The sequence below is a fragment of the Streptomyces sp. NPDC000229 genome, assembly GCF_040300825.1.
Lineage (GTDB): Bacteria > Actinomycetota > Actinomycetes > Streptomycetales > Streptomycetaceae > Streptomyces.
The window spans coordinates 1-19,531 of the sequence record NZ_JBEPEL010000045.1; the positions used below are offsets into that span (position 1 = coordinate 1).

Sequence of the window (19,531 nt, forward strand, 5' to 3'; positions counted from 1 at the left end):
CCCACCGGCGCGGGCGTGGCCGTGCCCTCCTCCCGCGTCCCGCACCCGCCCACCGGCGCAGGCGGGGCCGTGCCCTCCTCCCGCGTCCCGCACCCGCCCTCCGGCGCAGGCGGGGCCGTGCCCCCTTCGCGCGTCCCGCACCCGCCCTCCGGCGCGGGCGGGGCCGTGCCCCCTTCCCGCGTCCCGCACCCGCCCTCCGGCGCAGGCGGGGCCGTGCAGGGTCGCCCCCGCAGAGGTCGGCGGCGCCGACACGGCTCCCGTGTCCGGGGCCCAGGGCCGCCGGCCTCGAGGAGGTGAGCCCGGAGGGGCCACGCCCCACCCACCGGCGCAGGCGCCGCCCCGGCCGGTTACCGGGAACGAGCACCGCCCCGCCCGTTGTGCCCACCCGTTCCGCCCTGCGGAACGACTGCCCACAACGGGGGGCGCCGGTGGGGACGACTGCCCACAACGGGGGCCCCGAACGGGAACGACTGCCCACAACGGGGGGCGCCGGTGGGGGCCGCTGGCCGCGGCAACTACCGCCCCCGGCCGTCAGGACAGGTGGCGGTAGTTGCCGCGGAAGTACGTCAGGGGGTCGCCGTCCCCGCCGGGGAAGCCGACCGTGAGGACGCGGGCGATGACCAACGTATGGTCGCCCGCCTCCACGCGCTGTTCCGTGCGGCACTCCAGCGTCGCCAGCGCCCCGCCGACGAGCAGCGCGCCGCTCGCCGCGCCTCGGGTGGTGGGGATGTCGGCGAACAGCAGCCGGTCGCTGACGCGGCCCTTCATGGCGAACCGGCCCGCGATCTGCCGCTGGCCCTCCGCGAGGACGGAGACGCCCCACAGCGGCTGCTCCGCCAGGAGGTCGTCCATGCGGGAGCCGTTGCGGAGGCTCACCAGGACCAGCGGCGGGTCCAGGGACACCGACAGGAAGGCCGTCGCCGTCATGCCGACGTCCTCCCCGCGCGGGCCCTCGTCCGGGTCGTGGGCCGTGACCAGCACCACACCGGCGGCCAGGCGGGACATCGCGGCCCGGAACTCGTCGTTGCTCACCCCCTCAGGATGAGGGACGCCAGGAGCGGCCGGGGTCTGGGTCTGGGTCTGGGTCGTCGGCAACACACCGGGCACGCTAACCCCGCCCCCGCCCGGCCCGCATCGGGCCAGGGGACCAGCCGCAGGTCCTAGGTCCAGAAGCGGTCCCGGCCCCATACTGTGCGTTCACCAGGAGTTCGGTGGCCGGTCACCCGCAGTTCGGCCATCCTCCGTAACCAACATCATCCTTTGTGACTTGAGTCACAGAGCGCAGGTTTTGTTGACCCTGTGTACCTGGGGCACAGCTCGCTGTGATTCAGTGGCGGTGACAGTGCAACAAGAGCGCCGATGAGAACCCTGGAGTTGCTGTCGAGGTCTCAGGGAGAGCGAGCAATGGAGACCGAGTCGGAGCCGTACGTCCGTCTTGCGACCCTGCGGCAGCTGCATCAGGTCGTCGCCAACCTCAACACGGCCCGCAGTCTGGCCGACACGCTGCAGACCGTCGCCGACGGCGTCACCGCCGGTCTCGGTTACGAGCTGGCCTGTGTGAACCTCGTACGCCCCGACGGTGACCTCGTCGTCGCCGCCTTCGCCGGCAGCCCCGCCGCCGAGGCGCTGATCACCGGCCGGGTCGGCTCCCGGGCCTCCTGGGAGCGGCGGCTGAGCATGGGCGAGGCGTGGGGCGAGCTCCGCTTCATCCCGCACACCGAGGGCTGGGTCCTGATAGAGGACGACGTACCCCAGTGGCACACCGATGGTCCCGAGCCCCGCTTCGAGGACGAGTGGCACCCCCGCGACCGCCTCTACGCCCCCATGTATGCCTCCGGCAGCGGCCGCGAGCTCCTCGGCGTCATCTCCGTCGACCGCCCGCGCAACGGCCGCCGCCCCGGCCCCTGGGGTCAGGAGGCGCTCCAGATGTACGCCTCCCAGGCCGCCATCGCGATCAGCAACGCACGCCTCCGCGCCAACATGCAGCGCGCCCTGGTCCGCCTGGAACGCGAGCAGCAGGCGCTGCGCGCCAGTGAGGAGTCGTTCCGCCAGGCCTTCGAGTACGCCCCCTCCGGCATGGCGATCGCCGAGATGGGCGGCGACCAGCACGGCCGGCTGCTGCGCGCCAACGACGCGCTGTGCCGGCTGCTCGGCCGCCCCGCCTCCGTGATGCGCCGCTATTCCTTCGCCGACCTCGTCCACCCCGAGGACATCGGCACCCTGCTGCGCACCTCCGCCGAGGGCGGCCGCGCCGAGCTGCGGCTGGCCCGCCGGGACGGCACCTACGTGTGGGTGTCGCTGCGCAACTCGGTGGTCGCCGACACCGCCGACGGACCGCGCTTCCTGCTCACCCACGTCGAGGACATCGAGGAGCGCAAGCGCCACGAGCTCCAGCTCGCCCACCGTGCCTCCCACGACGCGCTGACCGGCCTGCCCAACAGCGCCGAGCTGCGGGCCCGCCTCAGCTCCCGGCTGTGCTCCCGCCCGCACGCGGTGCGGGCGACGGCCGGGACGCACGAGGTCGACGCCTACGACGGCGGGGACTACGAGTACGGCGAGCACGCCTACCGGGGCGACGGCTTCGACTTCGGCGCCCGCGCGGAGGCCGGCGCGTACGACCACCATGTGCACGCCGTCGCCCCCGACACCGAGGTGGACGACGGTACGAAGGGCCTCGCCGTCCTCTTCTGCGACCTGGACGGCTTCAAGTCGATCAACGACCGGTTCGGGCACCACACCGGTGACGCGGTCCTCATCGAGGTGGCCCGCCGCCTGAGCGCCGGGGTCCGGGACGGGGACACCGTCGCCCGGCTCGGCGGTGACGAGTTCGTCGTCCTCGCCGACGGGCTGGGCGCCGCCGACGCCGCCGACCTGGCCGTACGCCTGCGCAACGCGATCATCCCGCCGATCCGGGTGGACGGGCGCGCGGTGCGCGTAGGGGCCAGTTTCGGGATCGGCTGGGCGGAGTGCGGAATGTCCGTCGAAGAGGTGCTGAACTCCGCTGACCAGCGGATGTACATCGAGAAGCGCTCCCGCTCGAAGGTTCACCGCCGAGCGGGGTAGGCCGTTCGAGGTAGGCTCGCCCGGGTCGGTGACCGCTGGCGAGCAGGGATGAGGAGTGACCAGGGATGGCTGCCGGTAACAACGGCGCGAGCACGCCCGAGGACGACGATCCGTTCGGCTACCTCTACGCGGACGGACAGACGGCGGGCGCGCAGTCGTCGCGTCAGGGCGGCGGCTACGGCTACCCGGGTCCGGCCGCTCAGCCGGGAGTGCCCAGAACGTCGTACAACCAGGTTCGGGCGGTCGGCGAGCGGCAGTACGGCGGTGGTGGCCAGGTGCCGCCGCAGCAGCAGTACCAGCAGCAGTACGCCCAGCCGAGCCCCCAGTACGCGGCCCCGGAGACCTACCCGGGCGCGGACCGGACCCGCCCGGTGCCCCAGGCACAGCCCCCGCAGCGCGGCGGCCAGGGCGGCGGCCCCAACACCAGGGGGCTGCTGATCGGCGCGGTCGCGGTCGTCCTGGTCGTGGTGATCGGCATCACGGTCGCCGTCCTGACGAACACCAAGGACGACGACAAGAACAACCAGGCCACCCCCTCGGCGCCCGCGACCCAGGTCCAGCAGTCCCCGAGCCCGGACGCCTCCAAGGCCGACGACAAGGAGCCGGTGGAACTGCCGAAGCAGGACGCGGCGACGCTCCAGCTCGGCGGCCCGGCCCGGCTGGGCACGGAGGTCAAGGGCGCGAAGGGCGCGGACGGCGCGTACGTCATGTTCAACGGCGCCGGCGGCTCCGCGAGCTGGACGGTCGACGTTCCGGAGGACGGCCCGTACACGCTGTTCCTGAGCTACAGCGTGCCGGGCAAGGACGCCAACGCGACCCTGTCCGTCAACGGTGAGGCGCCGCGCGAGATCAGGATGAAGAACTTCGCGCACGCGGCGGAGGGCGAGTGGGAGAAGGGCTGGACGTACACCTACTCCTACGCCGAGCTCAAGAAGGGCACGAACACGATGAAGATGTCGTGCGAGCCGGGCAACCAGTGCGAGGCGTACCTCGACCAGGTCTGGCTTCAGCAGGGCCACGTCAAGGGCTGATCACCGTCGTGGGCTGATCCCCGTCATGGGCTGATCACCGTCAGGAAGTGCGCCACCGTCCCCGTCATCGCCTCGCGAGCGGGGGCGAGGTATTTCCGGGGGTCCACCGTCTCGGGGTGGTCGGCCAGGAACGCGCGTACCGCGCCGGTGAAGGCGGTGTTCAGGGCCGTACCGACGTTGATCTTCGTCATGCCGGCCGCGATCGCCGCGCGGAGTTCGTCGTCCGGGACGCCCGACGATCCGTGCAGGACCAGCGGGACGGGGACGGCGTCGCGCAGGGCGGTGATCAGGGCGTGGTCGAGGGCGGCCGTGCGCTCGGTCATCGCATGGCTGGAGCCGACCGCGACGGCCAGGGCGTCGACGCCGGTGTCCGCGATGTACGCGGCGGCCTCCGCCGGGTCGGTGCGGACGCCCGGGGCGTGGGCGTCCAGCGGCGGCTCGCCGTCCTTGCCGCCGACCTCGCCCAGTTCGGCCTCGACCCAGATGCCCCGTTCGTGCCCCCACCGCACGGCGTCGGCGGTCGCCTTGACGTTGTCGCCGTAGCTCAGTTTCGACGCGTCGAACATCACGGAGCTGAAGCCCTCGGTGTGGGCGCCGCGCAGCAGCTCCGGCGAGACCACGTGGTCCAGGTGCAGGCCCAGCGGTGCGGTGGACGCGCGGGCGACGGCGGCCGAGGCGGCCGCGACGGCGCACAGGTCACCGCCGTGGAACTTCACGGCGTTCTCGGAGATCTGGAGGATCGCGGGCCGCCCCACCCGTTCGGCCCCCGCCGCGATCGCCTCCGCGTGCTCCAACGTGATGACGTTGAACGCGGCGACGGCGCCGTCCGCGGACCTGGCCCGGGCGATCAGTTCGCCGGTGGGGACGAGGGGCATGTGCGGTACCTCCATCAAGCGGCCGTGGCGTGCTCCGTCACCGTGATCCTGGACAGCAGTTCCCGGTATGTCGTCATGTCGAACTCGCCCGCCGCCGGAGCCAGGACCGTCGCCGCCGACAGGGCGGTCGCCCGGGCCAGCCGCTCGGGCCACGCCGCGCCCTCGACCAGGCCGGCCAGCAGGCCCGCCACCGCCGAGTCGCCCGCGCCGGTCGGGTTGCCCTTCACCGCCGTCGGCGGGGCCGCCCGCCAGGTGCCGTCCGGGGTGACCGCCAGCAGCCCGTCCGGTCCGAGCGAGGCGACCACGGCGTGGGCGCCCCGGCGGCGGGCGTCACGCGTGGCGCGCAGCGGTTCGCGGGAGCCGGTGAGCCGGGCCAGCTCGTCGGCGTTGGGTTTGATCAGGTCGGGGCGGGCGGCGATGCCCCGGCGCAGCGGTTCGCCGCTGGTGTCCAGCAGGACGGGGACGGACGCGGCACGGGCGCGGCGCACCAGGTCCGCGTACGCCCCGACGTGGATGCCGGGCGGCAGGCTGCCGCACAGGGCGACGGCGTCGGCGTCGCGCACCAGTTCCTCGTAGCGGGTGAGGAAGGCCGACCATTCGTCGGGCGTCAGGGTCGGGCCCGGCTCGTTGAGCTGGGTGGTGTCGCCGGTCGAGGCGTCCACGACGGCGACGGTGCGGCGCGTGGTCCCGGCCACCGGGACGAGCGCGTCGCGCACGGGCAGCGACGCGAGCAGACCGCGCAGGATGTCGCCGGTGGGGCCGCCCGCGAAGCCGGTGACCACGGTGTCGTGGCCCAGGGCGGCGAGGACGCGGGCGACGTTGACGCCCTTGCCGCCGGGGCGTTCGGCGACGTCGGTGACGCGGTGCGAGGAATGGGGAACCAGCGCGTCCACCGTGTAGGTGATGTCGAGCGCGGTGTTGAGCGTGACCGTCAGGATCACCCGTAACACCCCCGGGAGTACGCGCTTGCTTCCGCCTCTTGCTTGAAGCTTTCGGGTCCTGATCATGCCAAACCGAAGGCGGTTGGCCCAGTCCCCCGGCCCAACCGCCTTGCAGTAATTCATTCAAAAATCAGCCCAGTTGGGGCTCAATCACCCATTCGCCCTTACGCATGACACCCACCAGGGTGAATGCACGGTCCAGGACCACCAGGTCGGCGTCCTTGCCGGGCTCCAGGGAGCCCACCTTGTCCTCCACGCCGAGCAGCTTCGCCGGGTTGGCGGAGACCGCGCGCACGATCGACTCGACGGGCAGCCCGTCGATGGTCGCCGCCCGCTTGAACGCGGTGTCGAGCGTCAGGGTGGAGCCCGCGATCGAGCCGCCCTCCACCAGCCGGGCGACGCCCTCGCGGACCTCCACCTCCAGGGGGCCCAGGTGGTAGACGCCGTCGCCGAAGCCGGCCGCGTCCATCGCGTCGGTGATGAACGCGACCCGGTCCGGGCCGGCGTGATGGAACGCCAGTTCCAGGGCGGCCGGGTGCAGATGCGTACCGTCGTTGATCAGCTCGACGGTGACCCGCTCGTCCTCCAGCAGTGCGGCGATCGGGCCCGGCGCGCGGTGGCCGAGCGCGGGCATCGCGTTGTAGAGGTGCGTGGCGACGGTGGCGCCCGCGTCGATGGCCTCGACCGTCTGCTCGTACGTGGCGTCCGTGTGCCCGATCGCGGCGATGACACCGTGCTCGGCCAGCAGGCGTACGGAGTCGATGCCGCCGGGCAGTTCGGTGGCGAGGGTGACCATCCTGGCGTGGCCGCGCGCCGCGTCGACCAGCTTGCGCACCTCGGCCGGGTCCGGGTCGCGCAGCAGGGCCTCGCTGTGCGCGCCCTTGCGGCACGGCGAGATGAACGGCCCCTCGAAGTGGATGCCCGCGATGTCGCCCTGCTCGGCCAGCTCCGACAGCTCCCCGGCGCGGTGCGCGAGGAAGTCCATCTCACCGGTGACGGTGGAGGCGACGACGGTGGTGGTGCCGTGCAGCCGGTGCGTGTGGACGCCCTTCAGGACCTCCTCCACGGTCCCGGAGGTGAACGACGCACCACCGCCGCCGTGGTTGTGCATGTCGACGAACCCGGGCACCACCCAGTACCCGGTGAGGTCGACGTCCGGCGCGCCCGGGGCGTCCGCCGGGGTGTGGCCGCCGGTGGCCTGCGCGGTGCCGGCCTGCGCGGCGGCCCGCGCGGGGGCGCCGGACCGGACGCCGGTGGGTCCGGACGGCTCGGGGTTGCCGGGCGGCCCCGCCGGGGTCACCTCGGCGATACGGCCGTTCTCGACGATCACCCGCCCGTTGTCCACGATCCCGGTCGGCAGCACCACGCGGGCGCCGGCGAGAACCTTGCGATCGGCCATCAGGCGGATACCTCCGAACTGGCGAGTAGGTCCCAGGCGAGCAGGCCCGCGCCCAGGCATCCGGCGGTGTCCCCGAGGGCCGCCGGCACGATGGCGGGCAGCTTCTGGAACGTCACGCGTTCCTCGACGGCCGCCCGAAGGGGTGTGAACAACGTTTCCCCCGCCTCGGCGAGACCGCCACCGATGATGAGCGTGCGGGGGTCCAGCAGCGTGAGCGCGGTGACCAGGCCGTCGGCGAGCGCGGCGACCGCGTCCCGCCACACCCGTACGGCACGCCCGTCGCCCGATTCGACGGCCTTGGCGCAGTCCGCCGCGTCCGCCTCGGGGTCGCCGCTCGCCGCCGCCCACGCCCGCGACACGGCCGAGGCCGAGGCCAGCGTCTCCAGGCAGCCGCGCTGCCCGCAGCCGCACGCGGGCCCGCCGGGGCGGACCACGATGTGGCCGATCTCGCCCGCGTACCCGTGCGCACCCGCCTCGATGGCGCCGCCGATCCCGATGGCGCCCGCGATGCCGGTGCCCAGCGGTACGAACAGGAACCGGTCGGCGCCCCGGCCGGCGCCCACGCGGCCCTCGGCCAGCCCGCCGGTACGGACGTCGTGCCCGAGGGCGACCGGCAGGCCGCCGAGCCGCTGGGCGAGCAGGGCGCGCAGCGGGACGTCGCGCCAGCCGAGATTGGCCGCGTACACCGCGAGGCCCCGGTCCGGGTCGACGATGCCGGGTACGGCGACACCGGCGGCGACGGCGTCCGTGCCGTACCGCTCGCGGCCGTGGGCGTGGAGCTCGGCGGCGAAGCCGAGGATGGTCTCCACGACCGCGTCGGGGCCGCGCTCCCGGCCGGTCGCCCGGCGCGCCTCGTACAGCAGGGCCCCGTCGGCTCCGACCAGGGCGGCCTTCATCCCGGTGCCACCCACATCGAGGGCGATGACGTGTCTCACGGGAGACAGTGTCGCTCGTGAACCCGTGAAAGGTCTAGTCCACTTCCCTGGATTGTTGCCCCTGCATACAAATGGGCTACTGGGTCAGGATCACACTCCGGGTGAGGTTGCGCGGCCGGTCCGGGTCGTACCCCTTCGCCTCCGCGACCGCCACCGCCAGCCGCTGCGCCCGGATCAGGTCCGCCATCGGGTCGGCGCTCTCCTGCGCGTGGAGCGTGCCGCCCACCCGCTTCACCTCGTCCGCCAGCCCCTCCGGCACCGCGCCGAACACCCAGGCCACCCGATTCGGGCCGGTGATCGCGATCGGGCCGTGCCGGTACTCCATCGCGGGGTACGCCTCCGTCCACGCGCCCGCCGCCTCCCGCATCTTCAGCCCCGCCTCCAGCGCCAGGCCGTACGTCCACCCCCGGCCCAGGAACGTCCACTGCTCCGCCCCGGCCACCGCCTCCGGCAGCGGATCCGCGACCGCCGCCTCCGCGTCCTCCGCCGCCTCCGCGACCGGCTTGACCCCCGGTACCCCGCCCAGGGCCGCGCGCAGGAACGCCAGTGCCGTCGTCGCGAACCGGGTCTGGACCACCGACTCCTCGTCCGCCCAGTCCAGCACCGCGACCGCGTCCGCCGTGTCCATCACCGGCGTCTTCGGATCGGCCGTCAGCGCCAGCGTCGGCACCCGGCCCCGGACCCGCCCCAGCAGGTCCAGCACCTCCGTCGTCGTACCCGACCGGGTGATCGCCACGACCCGGTCGTACGAGCGGGAGGACGGGAACTCCGACGAGGCATACGCGTCCGTCTCGCCCTGGCCCGCCGCCTCCCGCAGCGCCGCGTACGCGATGGCCATGAACCAGGACGTCCCGCAGCCGGTCACGGCGACCCGCTCGCCCGGCTGCGGCAGGCCCTCGCCGAACGACGCGGCCGCCTCGGCGGCGCGGCGCCAGCAGGCGGGCTGGGTGGCGATCTCTGCTGCGGTACGTGACATGCGCGGACGCTCCTACAGCTGCGGAGGAAACTGGCCAGTCTTCGGCCAAGCGATACCCAGGTGGTGTAGACCTCATCCGCGCTGTGGGAAAATCAACGGTCCAGCAGGAACACAAAAGTGGGGAAGAGTTGTGCAGCGCCGCTACACAGGACTGACCGCGGCGGTGGCCGCACTGAGCATGGCGGCGACGCTGGCCGGCTGCGGGATCGGCGACGGTGACGAGGACGTCACCCTCAAGCTGGTCGCCGCCGACTACGGCAGCGGCGCGGGCAACACCTCCCAGAAGTACTGGGACGGTCTCGCCCGCTCGTTCGAGAAGACGCACCCCGGCATCACGATCGACGTCGACGTCATGTCCTGGAAGGACGTCGACCGCGAGGTCGCCGAGATGGTCGAGAACGGCAAGGCGCCCGACCTGGCGCAGATAGGCGCGTACGCGGACCACGCCGCCGCGGGCCGGCTCTACAAGGTCGAGGAACTCGTCCCCATCCCGACGCAGGCCAACTTCCTGCCCCTGCTCAGCCGGGCGGGCGAGGTCGACCGGGACCAGTACGGCATGCCGTTCGCGGCCAGCACCCGGCTCCTCTTCTACAACAAGGGCCTGTTCGACAAGGCCGGCGCCAAGCCGCCGAAGACCTGGAACGACATCCGGGCCGCCGCCGAGAAGCTCAAGGGCGAGGGGGTGACCCACCCCTTCGCGCTGCCGCTCGGCGCCGAGGAGTCCCAGGCCGAGACCATGATGTGGATGCTGGCTGGCGGCGGCGGGTACCGCGACACCGGCAACATCACCTACGACATCGATTCCAACGAGAACGTCGCCACCTTCACCTGGCTCAGGAACAACCTCGTCGGGAAGGGACTGACCGGCCCCGTCGCCCCCGGCGACCTCGACCGGCAGGAAGCCTTCGACGCCTTCGTACGCGGTGACGTCGGCATGCTCAACGGCCACCCCACGCTGATGGAAGCCGCCGAGAACGCCGGCGTGGAGGTCGGCAAGGTGCCCATGCCCACCCCCGACGGTGAGCCCCGGCCCGCGATGGGCGTGGCCGACTGGATGATGGCCTTCAAGCAGAACGGCCACCGCAAGGAGATCGGCGCGTTCCTGGAGTACGTGTACCAGGACAAGAACGTGCTGGCCTTCTCCGACCAGTACGACATCCTCCCCGTCACCAGCACCGCCAGCGCCGCCATGCGCGAGGACCCCAAGCACAAGGACCTGTGGCCGTTCCTGGACGAGCTGCCCACGTCCGAGCTCTACCCGGTGGGCCGCACGTCGTGGGCGAAGGTGAGCGAGAGCGTCAAGAAGAACATCGGCAAGGCCGTCGCGCCCGGCGGTGACCCGGACGCGGTGCTGGCGGGCATCGCACGGGACGCCAGGGACGCGGAGGCGGCCGAGTAACTATGTTGCTCATATGACCGCCGAGCCACTCACCGAACGGGACCGTGCCGTCCTCGCCATGGAGCGGCGCTCCTGGCCCGGCCCCGGCGCCAAGGAACGTGCGATACGCGAGCAGCTGGGCCTGTCGCCCACCCGCTACTACCAGCTGCTCAACGCCCTCCTCGACGACCCGAGGGCCCTCGCCCACGACCCCGTCACCGTCAACCGGCTGCGGCGGCTGCGCGCGTCGCGGGAGGCCCGGCGCTGAGGTGCGGGGCGCGGGGGTGCCGGGGGTGTGGGGCGCGGGGGGTGTGGATAGGTTTCGGTGCATGGGCACCCCACCGGATTCCTCGCCGTCCCTGCCGCGTCCCGCCACGCCCGCCGGCCGCGAGGGCCTCGCGGCGTTCCTGGCCCGCCCCGGGCGGGCGGTCGTCGCGCTCGACTTCGACGGCACCCTCGCCGACATCGTGGACGACCCCGAGCAGGCCCGCGCCCACCCCGGCGCCGTCCCCGCCATCGCCGCGCTCGCCCCGCGCCTCGCGTCCGTGGCGGTCATCACCGGCCGCCCGGCGGGTGTCGCCGTGCGGTACGGCGGCTTCGCCGGGGTGCCGGGCCTGGAGCGCCTGGTCGTCCTCGGCCACTACGGCGCCGAACGGTGGGACGCCGTCACCGGTACCGTCCAGGCCGCCCCCGAGCACCCCGGCGTGGCGGCCGTCCGCGCCGAACTGCCCGGGTTCCTGGACCGGGCGGGCGCGTGGCGCGGCACGTGGATCGAGGAGAAGGGCCGCGCGGTGGCCGTCCACACCCGGCGCGCCGACGACCCGCAAGCCGCGTTCGACGCCCTGCGCGTCCCGCTGGCGGACCTCGCGACCCTGCACGGCCTGGTTCTCGAACCGGGCCGCCTGGTCCTCGAACTGCGCCCCCCGGGCGTCGACAAGGGCGTGGCGCTGACGGAGTACGTACGCGAGATCGGCGCGGAGGCGGTGGTGTACGCGGGCGACGACCTGGGTGACCTGCCGGCGTTCGCCGCGGTGGAGAAGCTGCGGTCGGACGGGGTGCCGGGGCTGCTGGTGTGCAGCGGCAGCGGCGAGGTCCCGGAGGTCGCGCAACGGGCCGACCTCCTGGTGCCGGGCCCCCGGGGTGTGGTGGGTCTGCTGTCCGCGCTGGCCGCCGCCGTCTGAAACGGTCCCGCAGCCGGAGTGCGGGGCGGTCGCCTGCCGGGGGGTGGTGGGGTGCGGCCCCTCCGGGCTCACCTCCTCGAGGCCGGCGGCCTTGGGTTACGGGTGAGGGAGCCCGGCCTTTGCCGCCAACCTCTGCGGGGGCGACCCTGCACGGCCCCACCCCGGTCGTAGTTCGTCTGACGGTCGGAATCGTTTCCCGGCGCGTGGTGCGGGGCGGCCGTCTCTGCAGCGCCGCGTATGGGGGCGGAGCCCCCGGTCAGGCCGACCGCAGCGCGTTGAGCTGGTCGAGGAACCAGCGGGCCGGGGGCAGGGCGGTGGCCGCCGCGGCGAGGCGCTTGGTGCGGTCCGCGCGCTCGGCGGGGGGCATGGAGAGGGCCTCGTGGAGGGCGTCCGCCGTGCCGACGACGTCGTAAGGGTTCACCGTGATCGCGTCGTCGCGCAGCTCCTCGTACGCGCCCGCTTCCCGGGACAGCACCAGCGCGCAGCCCGCGTCCGAGACGACCGGGACCTCCTTGGCGACGAGGTTCATGCCGTCCCGGATGGGGTTGACCAGCGCCACGTCCGCCAGGCGGTACGCGGCGAGCGAGCGGGCGAAGTCGTCCTCGACGTGGAGGATCACCGGCGTCCAGCCGTCGCGGCCGTACTCCGCGTTGATCTCGTCGGCGAGCCGGGAGACCTGGGCGGTGTACTCGCGGTAGACCGGCAGGTCCTGGCGCGAGGGGTACGCGAACGCGAGGTGCACGACGCGCTCGCGCCACTCGGGCCGCTCGGCCAGCAGGTGCCGGAAGGCCAGCAGCCCGCGGACGATGTTCTTGGACAGCTCCGTGCGGTCGACGCGGACGACCGTCCTGCGGTCCGGGCCGATCTGGTCGCGCAGCAGCGCCATGCGGTCGTCCACGTCCGGGCGGCGTGAGCGGTCGCGGAGGAACTCGGCGTCCGCGCCGAGGCCGTGCACGCCCAGGTGGGTCTGGTGGGGCTTGCCGTGCGCCCAGTACTGCACGATCGGCGACTGGTCCTTGGGCCAGTGCGTCGTCACGTCCATGTCCCGCAGGGACTTCGCGCAGCAGTCCTGGAAGGCCTTCAGCCAGCGCCAGGTCAGGAAGCCGAGCCGGTCCGCGCCGAGCATGCCGAGGAGGAGCTCCTCGGCGATGTCGTCCGGGAGCATGGAGAAGTACTCCGGCGGCGCCCACGGCGTGTGCGAGAAGTGGCCGATGCGCAGGTCGGGGCGGAGCTCGCGGAGCATTCCGGGGACCAGGGCCAGGTGGTAGTCCTGGACGATCACGACCGCGCCGTCCGCCGCCTCCACCGCGAGGGCCTCGGCGAAGGCACGGTTGTAGAGGCGGTAGGACCCCCACTGGCGGCGGAATTCCGCGTCGAAGACGGGCTCCAGCGGCGTCTGGTACAGCATGTGGTTCACGAACCACAGCACGGAGTTCGCGATGCCGTTGTACGCGTCGGCGTGCACCGCCGCGTCGATGTCGAGCATCTTCACGCCCGGCTCGGCCGCGACGCCCTGCCGCACCGCCTGCCGGTCGCCGTCGCTCAGCGCGGCGCACACCCACAGCGCGCCCGCGTCCGGCCCGATCGCGGACAGTCCCGACACCAGTCCGCCCCCGCCGCGCCGGGCGTCGAACGTCCCGTCCTCACGTGGTACGTAGCTGACCGGACCGCGGTTCGAGGCGACAAGAATCTGGGCTGCCATGGAGACGAACCTAGCCCGTTGCGGAAACGCTCAAACGTACGGCCCTCAGGCCACCCGGCGGCGCCGTGCGTACTCGGCCACCTCGGTCATCGGCGGGCGTTCCTCGGTGTCGACGTCGTGCGTACGCGGTACGAAGCCGTCGTCCCCGCGGTCGAACTGCGTCAGCCGCGGCCGCACCAGGTGCCCCCGCGACAGCCGCAGCTGCGCCGTCCGGTAGATCGCCGCCGCCATCCGGCCCAGCGCCCGCTCGTCCTGGTGCCGGTGCTTGCGCACACCCACGTCCACCTGCGCGAGGGCGTCGAGGCCCACGGTGTGCAGGGCGTCGACGAGGAGGCCCAGTTCCACTCCGTAGCCGACGGGGAAGGGGAGACGTTCGAGAAGGGAGCGGCGGGCCGCGTACTCGCCGCCCAGCGGCTGGACGAACCCGGCGAGCTGCGGCCAGTGCAGGTTCAGCAGCGGCCGCGCCACCAGCTCGGTCACCCGGCCGCCCTGCCCGGGGGAGCCGGCCAGGGGGCGGTCGTACATGGCCTTGACGAAGTGGACGGACGGGTCGGTGAGGAGGGGGCCGACGATCCCGGTGACGAAATCGGCCGAGAAGTCACGCAGGTCGGCGTCGACGAAGCAGACGATGTCGCCGGTGGTGGCGAGGAGGGAGCGCCACAGCACCTCGCCCTTGCCGGGGAGGGCGGGTACGCGGGGGAGTATCGCGTCCCGGTGCACCACGCGCGCCCCGGCCGCGGCGGCGACCTCGGAGGTCCGGTCGGTGGAGCCCGAGTCGATCACCAGGAGTTCGTCGACGAGCGGGGTGGAGGCGGACATCAGCTCGCGGCGGATCACGGTGACGATGTCGCCGACCGTCGCCTCCTCGTTCAGTGCCGGCAGCACGACACTGACGGTCGTCCCGTGCTTGGCCGCGAGCAGCCGGTCGAGCGGTCGGTCGGCCACGGACCAGGACCGCCGCTCCAGCCAGCGCTCCACCTCTTCCAGCACGTGATCTCCATCTCGCGTATCGGACGACCATCTCAAGCGTCCGGGGGTTCGGTTACAGTCTTGAACAACGCGGATGGCCGTCGCATGTCGGGTCCCCGCGGAAACAATCGAATACCGCTCATCCAGAGGGGCAGAGGGACACGGCCCGTTGAAGCCCCGGCAACCCTCCAGTCGGCACTCGCAAGCTCTTGCGCGAGGCCCCGGCTAGGGAAGGTGCCAAATCCGTCTCATGGCGAAGTGCGCCATGAGGAAGATGAGGAGAAAGGGCCTCGCCTCCATGGCTGTACAGACTGTCGCCACCGCCAAGAACGTCGACCTCGGGCCTGCTTCCGCCCTCTCCTGTCGCGAATGCGGCGAGCGCTTCGCGCTCGGTCCCATTTTCGCCTGTGAGCTGTGTTTCGGGCCGCTCGAGATCGCCTACGACCTGCCGGTGGGTGACCCGGAAGCCCTGCGCAAGCAGATCGAGGCCGGTCCCGCCAACATCTGGCGGTACGCCCCTCTCCTGCCCGTGCCGGCCGACGTGACCGACAAGCCGAACCTGAACCCCGGCTGGACCAAGCTCGTCCAGGCGGACAACCTGGCGCGCGAGCTGGGTGTCGAGCCGGGCAAGCTGTTCGTCAAGGACGACTCCGGCAACCCGACGCACTCCTTCAAGGACCGCGTCGTCGCGCAGGCGCTCGAGGCGGCGCGCGCCTTCGGCTTCACCACCCTGTCCTGCTCGTCGACGGGGAACCTGGCGGGTGCCGTCGGCGCCGCCGCCGCCCGCGCCGGTTTCCGTTCCTGCGTGTTCATCCCGCACGACCTGGAGCAGGGCAAGGTCGTCATGGCCGCCGTCTACGGCGGCGACCTGGTCGGCATCGAGGGCAACTACGACGACGTCAACCGCTTCTGTTCCGAGCTCATCGGCGACCCGCTGGGCGAGGGCTGGGGCTTCGTGAACGTGAACCTGCGGCCGTACTACGCGGAGGGTTCGAAGACCCTCGCGTACGAGATCTGCGAGCAGCTGGGGTGGAAGCTGCCCGACCAGCTGGTCGTCCCGATCGCGTCCGGCTCGCAGCTGACGAAGATCGACAAGGGGCTCCAGGAGCTCATCAAGCTGGGCCTGGTCGAGGACAAGCCGTACAAGATCTTCGGTGCCCAGGCGGAGGGCTGCTCGCCGGTGTCGACGGCCTTCAAGGCCGGTCACGACGTCGTACGGCCCCAGAAGCCGAACACCATCGCCAAGTCGCTCGCCATCGGCAACCCGGCCGACGGCCCCTACGTCCTGGACATCGCCCGCCGGACCGGTGGCGCGGTGGAGGACGTCGACGACCAGCAGGTCGTCGACGCGATCAAGCTGCTGGCGCGTACGGAGGGCATCTTCGCCGAGACGGCGGGTGGCGTGACCGTGGGCGTGACGAAGAAGTTGATCGAGGCGGGCGTGCTGGACCCGTCCCTGACCACGGTCGTGCTCAACACGGGCGACGGCCTGAAGACCCTCGACGCCGTCGCTCCGACCACCGGCCCGACCGCGACGATCCGACCGAGCCTGGACGCGTTCCGCGACGCCGGCCTGGCCTGACCCTGACTTGAGCCTGTACTGAGAGGCAGCATCACGACATGAGCGTCAACGTCCGCATCCCCACCATCCTCCGTACCTACACCGGCGGCCAGGCCGAGGTCACGGCGGAGGGCGCGACCCTGTCCGAGGTCATCGAGTCGCTGGAGAAGAACCACCCGGGCATCGCCGCCCGTGTCCTGGACGACCAGGGCAAGCTCCGCCGCTTCGTGAACGTGTACGTCAACGACGACGACGTGCGCTTCGAGCAGGGTCTCCAGACCGCCACGCCCGACGGTGCGGGTGTGTCGATCATTCCGGCCGTCGCAGGCGGCTGCTGACGCAGGCGGCGTGACGGACTTTGCCCCCTCCGTGAGAGAAGCGGAGGGGGCAATTCTGCATGGTTGAGCGCGGTAGAGTTGGGGAAGTCCCCGCCGCTGCCTGTGCCGCACGCATATGAGAGATTGCGCGGCCGCGACAAGATGCAGTCAATGTACCCCCGCGAATTGTGCCATTTTGGGTGCTTTGCCGGGCCCGACTTGCCCAGGATTCTGGCCCCTTCGGCCGCATTTTCCGTTCATCCGTGCTCGGATTTCTCGTCCGATTGACCTGTTGCAGACGGCAGTTGGGCAGATACATTCAGCGGCGGTCGACGCGTTCCGGCGCACGCCCGCTGGGGTATCCCCAGGCCCCCAGGGCCTCGGGGAGCTGTCAGCGGGTGAGGTCTGACCCGGGTCCGCGAAGTGCGGTCCTGTGCAAGGGCCAGTAATAGGGGAGTTAGGCATGGCTCAGGGCACCGTCAAGTGGTTCAACGCGGAGAAGGGGTACGGCTTCATCGCGGTCGACGGTGGTGCGGATGTTTTCGTCCACTACAGCGCGATCCAGATGGACGGCTACCGCACCCTTGAAGAAGGTCAGCGAGTCGAGTTCGAGATCTCGCAGGGCCAGAAGGGTCCGCAGGCGGACATGGTCAAGCTCGCCGCCGGCTGAGAGCCGCGTCGCGATCGACCGACCATCGACTGTCGACATCGCAAGTGCCGAGGGGCTCGCGTTCCAGGGGACGCGGGCCCCTCGCGCATGTCCGGACGATGCCCGGGTGGGGTCCCGGCGGGCCGCGGCGAGGGGTCGGCACGGCCTCGGCGGAGGGCCGGATCTGCTGGAGGCGCTTGCACTCGCATGGGTCGAGTGCTAATCATTGGCGTTAGCACTCTGAAGGTGAGAGTGACAACGAAGGACCGAGTCGGTGAGGTCCGCAGGCCGGTGGGGCAAGGAACCACTTCAGGCAGGCAGGCCGTCCGTCGCGGGCGCCAGCGCGGTCCGGAGCATCCACCCCAGTCCGGGAGGACCACTTCACATGGCCAAGATCATCGCGTTCGACGAGGAGGCACGGCGCGGCCTCGAGCGCGGCATGAACCAGCTCGCCGACGCCGTCAAGGTGACCCTGGGCCCCAAGGGTCGCAACGTCGTCCTCGAGAAGAAGTGGGGCGCCCCCACGATCACCAACGATGGTGTTTCCATCGCCAAGGAGATCGAGCTCGAGGACCCGTACGAGAAGATCGGCGCCGAGCTGGTCAAGGAAGTCGCCAAGAAGACGGACGACGTCGCCGGTGACGGTACGACCACCGCGACCGTCCTCGCCCAGGCGCTCGTCCGCGAGGGTCTGCGCAACGTCGCCGCCGGCGCCAACCCGATGGCGCTCAAGCGCGGCATCGAGACCGCCGTCGAGGCCGTCTCCGGTGCGCTGCTGGAGCAGGCGAAGGATGTCGAGACCAAGGAGCAGATCGCTTCCACGGCCTCCATCTCCGCCGCCGACACCCAGATCGGCGAGCTCATCGCCGAGGCCATGGACAAGGTCGGCAAGGAAGGCGTCATCACCGTCGAGGAGTCCCAGACCTTCGGTCTGGAGCTGGAGCTCACCGAGGGTATGCGCTTCGACAAGGGCTACATCTCGGCGTACTTCGCCACCGACATGGAGCGTATGGAGGCGTCGCTCGACGACCCGTACATCCTCATCGTCAACTCCAAGATCTCCTCGGTGAAGGACCTCCTCCCGCTGCTGGAGAAGGTCATGCAGTCCGGCAAGCCGCTGCTGATCATCGCCGAGGACGTCGAGGGCGAGGCCCTGTCGACCCTGGTCGTCAACAAGATCCGCGGCACCTTCAAGTCCGTCGCCGTCAAGGCCCCGGGCTTCGGCGACCGCCGCAAGGCCATGCTGAACGACATCGCCATCCTCACCGGTGGCCAGGTCATCTCCGAGGAGGTCGGCCTCAAGCTCGAGAACGCCGGCCTGGACCTGCTGGGCCGCGCCCGCAAGGTCGTCATCACCAAGGACGAGACCACCATCGTCGACGGTGCCGGTGACAGCGACCAGGTCGCGGGTCGCGTCAACCAGATCCGCGCCGAGATCGAGAACTCCGACTCGGACTACGACCGCGAGAAGCTCCAGGAGCGCCTGGCGAAGCTGGCCGGCGGCGTGGCCGTCATCAAGGCCGGTGCCGCCACCGAGGTCGAGCTCAAGGAGCGCAAGCACCGCATCGAGGACGCGGTGCGCAACGCCAAGGCCGCCGTCGAGGAGGGCATCGTCGCCGGTGGTGGCGTGGCCCTGCTCCAGGCGTCCAGCGTCTTCGAGAAGCTGGAGCTCCAGGGCGACGAGGCGACCGGCGCCAACATCGTGCGCCTGGCGCTGGAGGCCCCGCTCAAGCAGATCGCCGTCAACGGTGGTCTCGAGGGTGGCGTCATCGTCGAGAAGGTGCGCAACCTGCCCGTCGGCCACGGCCTGAACGCCGCGACCGGTGAGTACGTCGACATGATCGCCGAGGGCATCATCGACCCCGCCAAGGTGACCCGTTCCGCTCTGCAGAACGCGGCCTCCATCGCGGCGCTGTTCCTCACCACCGAGGCCGTCATCGCCGACAAGCCGGAGAAGGCCGCGGCCGGTGCTCCGGGCGGCATGCCGGGCGGTGACATGGACTTCTGATCCTCCCGGATCGGACGCAGTCCTGACGCTGACGAGGGCGGTACCCCCACTCCCAGGGGGGTACCGCCCTCGGGCGTTCTACGCTGGGGTTATGGCCGTCGACGTCCTGACCGAGACCGTGATCGACGCCCCCTGCGACGCCGTCGCCGCGTACGCCGCCGATCCCTCGAACGCGCCCGAGTGGTACGTCAACATCGTCTCCGTGGAGTGGGAGACCTCCTCGGAGGTCGAGGTCGGCGCACGGGCCGCGTTCGTCGCCCGCTTCCTGGGGCGGCGGCTCGTCTACACCTACGAGATCGTCGAGTACGAGCCCGGGCGGCGGCTGGTCATGCGCGCCGACCAGGGGTCGTTTCCCATGGAGACCACCTACACCTGGGAGCCCTACGGCGTCGAGGGCGACCGTACCCGCATGACCCTCCGGAACCGGGGCGGAGGAGGCAGCCGGATCCTCGCCGCCGCCATGCGCCGCGCCAACCGGAAGGACCTCGCGATGCTGCGGCACCTCCTGGAGACGCGCTACGGCCCCGGGGCCGCCTGAGCCCCGAG

The 19,531-nt window shown here is 71.8% G+C and carries 18 protein-coding genes and 1 riboswitch; of the genes, 10 read left to right on the forward strand and 8 right to left on the reverse strand.

Annotation, left to right across the window (positions count from 1 at the left end; genetic code table 11):
* Positions 1–531: 531 nt before the first annotated feature.
* Positions 532–1,107 carry a flavin reductase family protein gene (locus tag ABT360_RS21460; protein WP_444852295.1) on the reverse strand — a complete coding sequence of 192 codons (576 nt, stop codon included), beginning with the start codon at positions 1,105–1,107 and terminating at the stop codon, positions 532–534.
* Positions 1,108–1,404: 297 nt separating this feature from the next.
* On the opposite strand from ABT360_RS21460, the gene cdgB reads away from it, so the two are divergent.
* Entirely contained in the window at positions 1,405–3,063 is a 1,659-nt protein-coding gene (cdgB, locus tag ABT360_RS21465; protein ID WP_351818713.1) for a diguanylate cyclase CdgB, read from the forward strand.
* Between the two features lie 65 nt (positions 3,064–3,128).
* Positions 3,129–4,094 (forward strand): carbohydrate-binding protein, encoded by a 966-nt coding sequence (locus tag ABT360_RS21470; RefSeq protein WP_351818716.1) that lies wholly within the window; start codon positions 3,129–3,131, stop codon positions 4,092–4,094.
* 23 nt (positions 4,095–4,117) lie between these two features.
* On the opposite strand, the gene ABT360_RS21475 is transcribed toward ABT360_RS21470, so the two are convergent.
* From ABT360_RS21475 to ABT360_RS21495, 5 genes are all read right to left on the reverse strand, one after another.
* Complete coding sequence (locus ABT360_RS21475) at positions 4,118–4,969, reverse strand: class II fructose-bisphosphate aldolase (protein WP_351818719.1); 852 nt, start codon at positions 4,967–4,969, stop codon at positions 4,118–4,120.
* 14 nt (positions 4,970–4,983) lie between these two features.
* Positions 4,984–5,910, reverse strand: a complete 927-nt coding sequence (locus tag ABT360_RS21480) for a 1-phosphofructokinase family hexose kinase (RefSeq protein WP_351818722.1) — start codon at positions 5,908–5,910, stop codon at positions 4,984–4,986.
* Between the two features lie 130 nt (positions 5,911–6,040).
* Positions 6,041–7,309: an N-acetylglucosamine-6-phosphate deacetylase gene (gene nagA / locus ABT360_RS21485; RefSeq protein ID WP_351818725.1), complete on the reverse strand. Its 1,269-nt coding sequence runs from the start codon at positions 7,307–7,309 to the stop codon at positions 6,041–6,043.
* Positions 7,309–8,244, reverse strand: a complete 936-nt coding sequence (locus ABT360_RS21490) for an ROK family protein (protein ID WP_351818728.1) — start codon at positions 8,242–8,244, stop codon at positions 7,309–7,311. The genes nagA and ABT360_RS21490 overlap by 1 nt, the downstream gene beginning before the upstream one ends.
* 76 nt (positions 8,245–8,320) lie before the next feature.
* Positions 8,321–9,220 (reverse strand): SIS domain-containing protein, encoded by a 900-nt coding sequence (locus ABT360_RS21495; protein WP_351818731.1) that lies wholly within the window; start codon positions 9,218–9,220, stop codon positions 8,321–8,323.
* Positions 9,221–9,350: 130 nt separating this feature from the next.
* Here ABT360_RS21495 and ABT360_RS21500 point away from each other — a divergent pair, with 130 nt between their 5' ends.
* The 3 genes from ABT360_RS21500 to otsB all read left to right on the forward strand — a co-directional run bounded on the left by ABT360_RS21500 (position 9,351) and on the right by otsB (position 11,779).
* Positions 9,351–10,619, forward strand: a complete 1,269-nt coding sequence (locus ABT360_RS21500; protein ID WP_444852296.1) for an extracellular solute-binding protein — start codon at positions 9,351–9,353, stop codon at positions 10,617–10,619.
* A gap of 13 nt (positions 10,620–10,632) precedes the next feature.
* Positions 10,633–10,866, forward strand: coding sequence for a DUF3263 domain-containing protein (locus tag ABT360_RS21505; protein ID WP_351818734.1), 234 nt, complete (start codon positions 10,633–10,635; stop codon positions 10,864–10,866).
* Between the two features lie 61 nt (positions 10,867–10,927).
* Positions 10,928–11,779 carry a trehalose-phosphatase gene (otsB, locus tag ABT360_RS21510; protein ID WP_351818736.1) on the forward strand — a complete coding sequence of 284 codons (852 nt, stop codon included), beginning with the start codon at positions 10,928–10,930 and terminating at the stop codon, positions 11,777–11,779.
* Between the two features lie 256 nt (positions 11,780–12,035).
* Here the strand turns inward: otsB and ABT360_RS21515 are convergent, their stop codons facing one another.
* Both ABT360_RS21515 and ABT360_RS21520 read right to left on the reverse strand, forming a co-directional pair.
* Positions 12,036–13,481 (reverse strand): alpha,alpha-trehalose-phosphate synthase (UDP-forming), encoded by a 1,446-nt coding sequence (locus ABT360_RS21515; RefSeq protein WP_351818739.1) that lies wholly within the window; start codon positions 13,479–13,481, stop codon positions 12,036–12,038.
* Positions 13,482–13,526: 45 nt separating this feature from the next.
* A complete protein-coding gene (locus ABT360_RS21520; RefSeq protein WP_351818742.1) occupies positions 13,527–14,471 on the reverse strand; it encodes a glucosyl-3-phosphoglycerate synthase in 945 nt (314 codons plus the stop codon).
* Positions 14,472–14,586: 115 nt separating this feature from the next.
* A riboswitch (SAM riboswitch) is annotated at positions 14,587–14,731 on the forward strand.
* On the opposite strand from ABT360_RS21520, the gene thrC reads away from it, so the two are divergent.
* The 5 genes from thrC to ABT360_RS21545 all read left to right on the forward strand — a co-directional run bounded on the left by thrC (position 14,716) and on the right by ABT360_RS21545 (position 19,523).
* Positions 14,716–16,032, forward strand: coding sequence for a threonine synthase (gene thrC / locus ABT360_RS21525; protein ID WP_351818744.1), 1,317 nt, complete (start codon positions 14,716–14,718; stop codon positions 16,030–16,032). It overlaps the preceding riboswitch by 16 nt.
* A 38-nt stretch (positions 16,033–16,070) precedes the next feature.
* The gene (locus ABT360_RS21530; protein ID WP_351818747.1) at positions 16,071–16,349 is read left to right on the forward strand and encodes a ubiquitin-like small modifier protein 1; all 279 of its coding nucleotides are present in this window, start codon (positions 16,071–16,073) and stop codon (positions 16,347–16,349) included.
* Between the two features lie 442 nt (positions 16,350–16,791).
* Complete coding sequence (locus ABT360_RS21535; RefSeq protein WP_008743607.1) at positions 16,792–16,998, forward strand: cold-shock protein; 207 nt, start codon at positions 16,792–16,794, stop codon at positions 16,996–16,998.
* 364 nt (positions 16,999–17,362) lie between these two features.
* On the forward strand, positions 17,363–18,985 hold the full coding sequence (gene groL / locus ABT360_RS21540; RefSeq protein WP_351818749.1) for a chaperonin GroEL: 1,623 nt from the start codon (positions 17,363–17,365) through the stop codon (positions 18,983–18,985).
* A gap of 91 nt (positions 18,986–19,076) precedes the next feature.
* Entirely contained in the window at positions 19,077–19,523 is a 447-nt protein-coding gene (locus ABT360_RS21545) for an SRPBCC family protein (RefSeq protein ID WP_351818751.1), read from the forward strand.
* The last annotated feature ends 8 nt before the right edge of the window (positions 19,524–19,531 follow it).

Bases quoted from the DNA above. Each gene is read 5' to 3' on its own strand.
- ABT360_RS21505 (WP_351818734.1), top strand. From the start codon at position 10,633: ATGACCGCCGAGCCACTCACCGAACGGGACCGTGCCGTCCTCGCCATG.
- ABT360_RS21535 (WP_008743607.1), top strand. From the start codon at position 16,792: ATGGCTCAGGGCACCGTCAAGTGGTTCAACGCGGAGAAGGGGTACGGC.
- ABT360_RS21475 (WP_351818719.1), bottom strand. From the start codon at position 4,969: ATGCCCCTCGTCCCCACCGGCGAACTGATCGCCCGGGCCAGGTCCGCG.
- thrC (WP_351818744.1), top strand. From the start codon at position 14,716: ATGAGGAAGATGAGGAGAAAGGGCCTCGCCTCCATGGCTGTACAGACT.
- groL (WP_351818749.1), top strand. From the start codon at position 17,363: ATGGCCAAGATCATCGCGTTCGACGAGGAGGCACGGCGCGGCCTCGAG.
- cdgB (WP_351818713.1), top strand. From the start codon at position 1,405: ATGGAGACCGAGTCGGAGCCGTACGTCCGTCTTGCGACCCTGCGGCAG.
- ABT360_RS21515 (WP_351818739.1), bottom strand. From the start codon at position 13,481: ATGGCAGCCCAGATTCTTGTCGCCTCGAACCGCGGTCCGGTCAGCTAC.
- otsB (WP_351818736.1), top strand. From the start codon at position 10,928: ATGGGCACCCCACCGGATTCCTCGCCGTCCCTGCCGCGTCCCGCCACG.
- ABT360_RS21545 (WP_351818751.1), top strand. From the start codon at position 19,077: ATGGCCGTCGACGTCCTGACCGAGACCGTGATCGACGCCCCCTGCGAC.
- ABT360_RS21470 (WP_351818716.1), top strand. From the start codon at position 3,129: ATGGCTGCCGGTAACAACGGCGCGAGCACGCCCGAGGACGACGATCCG.
- ABT360_RS21495 (WP_351818731.1), bottom strand. From the start codon at position 9,220: ATGTCACGTACCGCAGCAGAGATCGCCACCCAGCCCGCCTGCTGGCGC.
- ABT360_RS21530 (WP_351818747.1), top strand. From the start codon at position 16,071: ATGAGCGTCAACGTCCGCATCCCCACCATCCTCCGTACCTACACCGGC.
- nagA (WP_351818725.1), bottom strand. From the start codon at position 7,309: ATGGCCGATCGCAAGGTTCTCGCCGGCGCCCGCGTGGTGCTGCCGACC.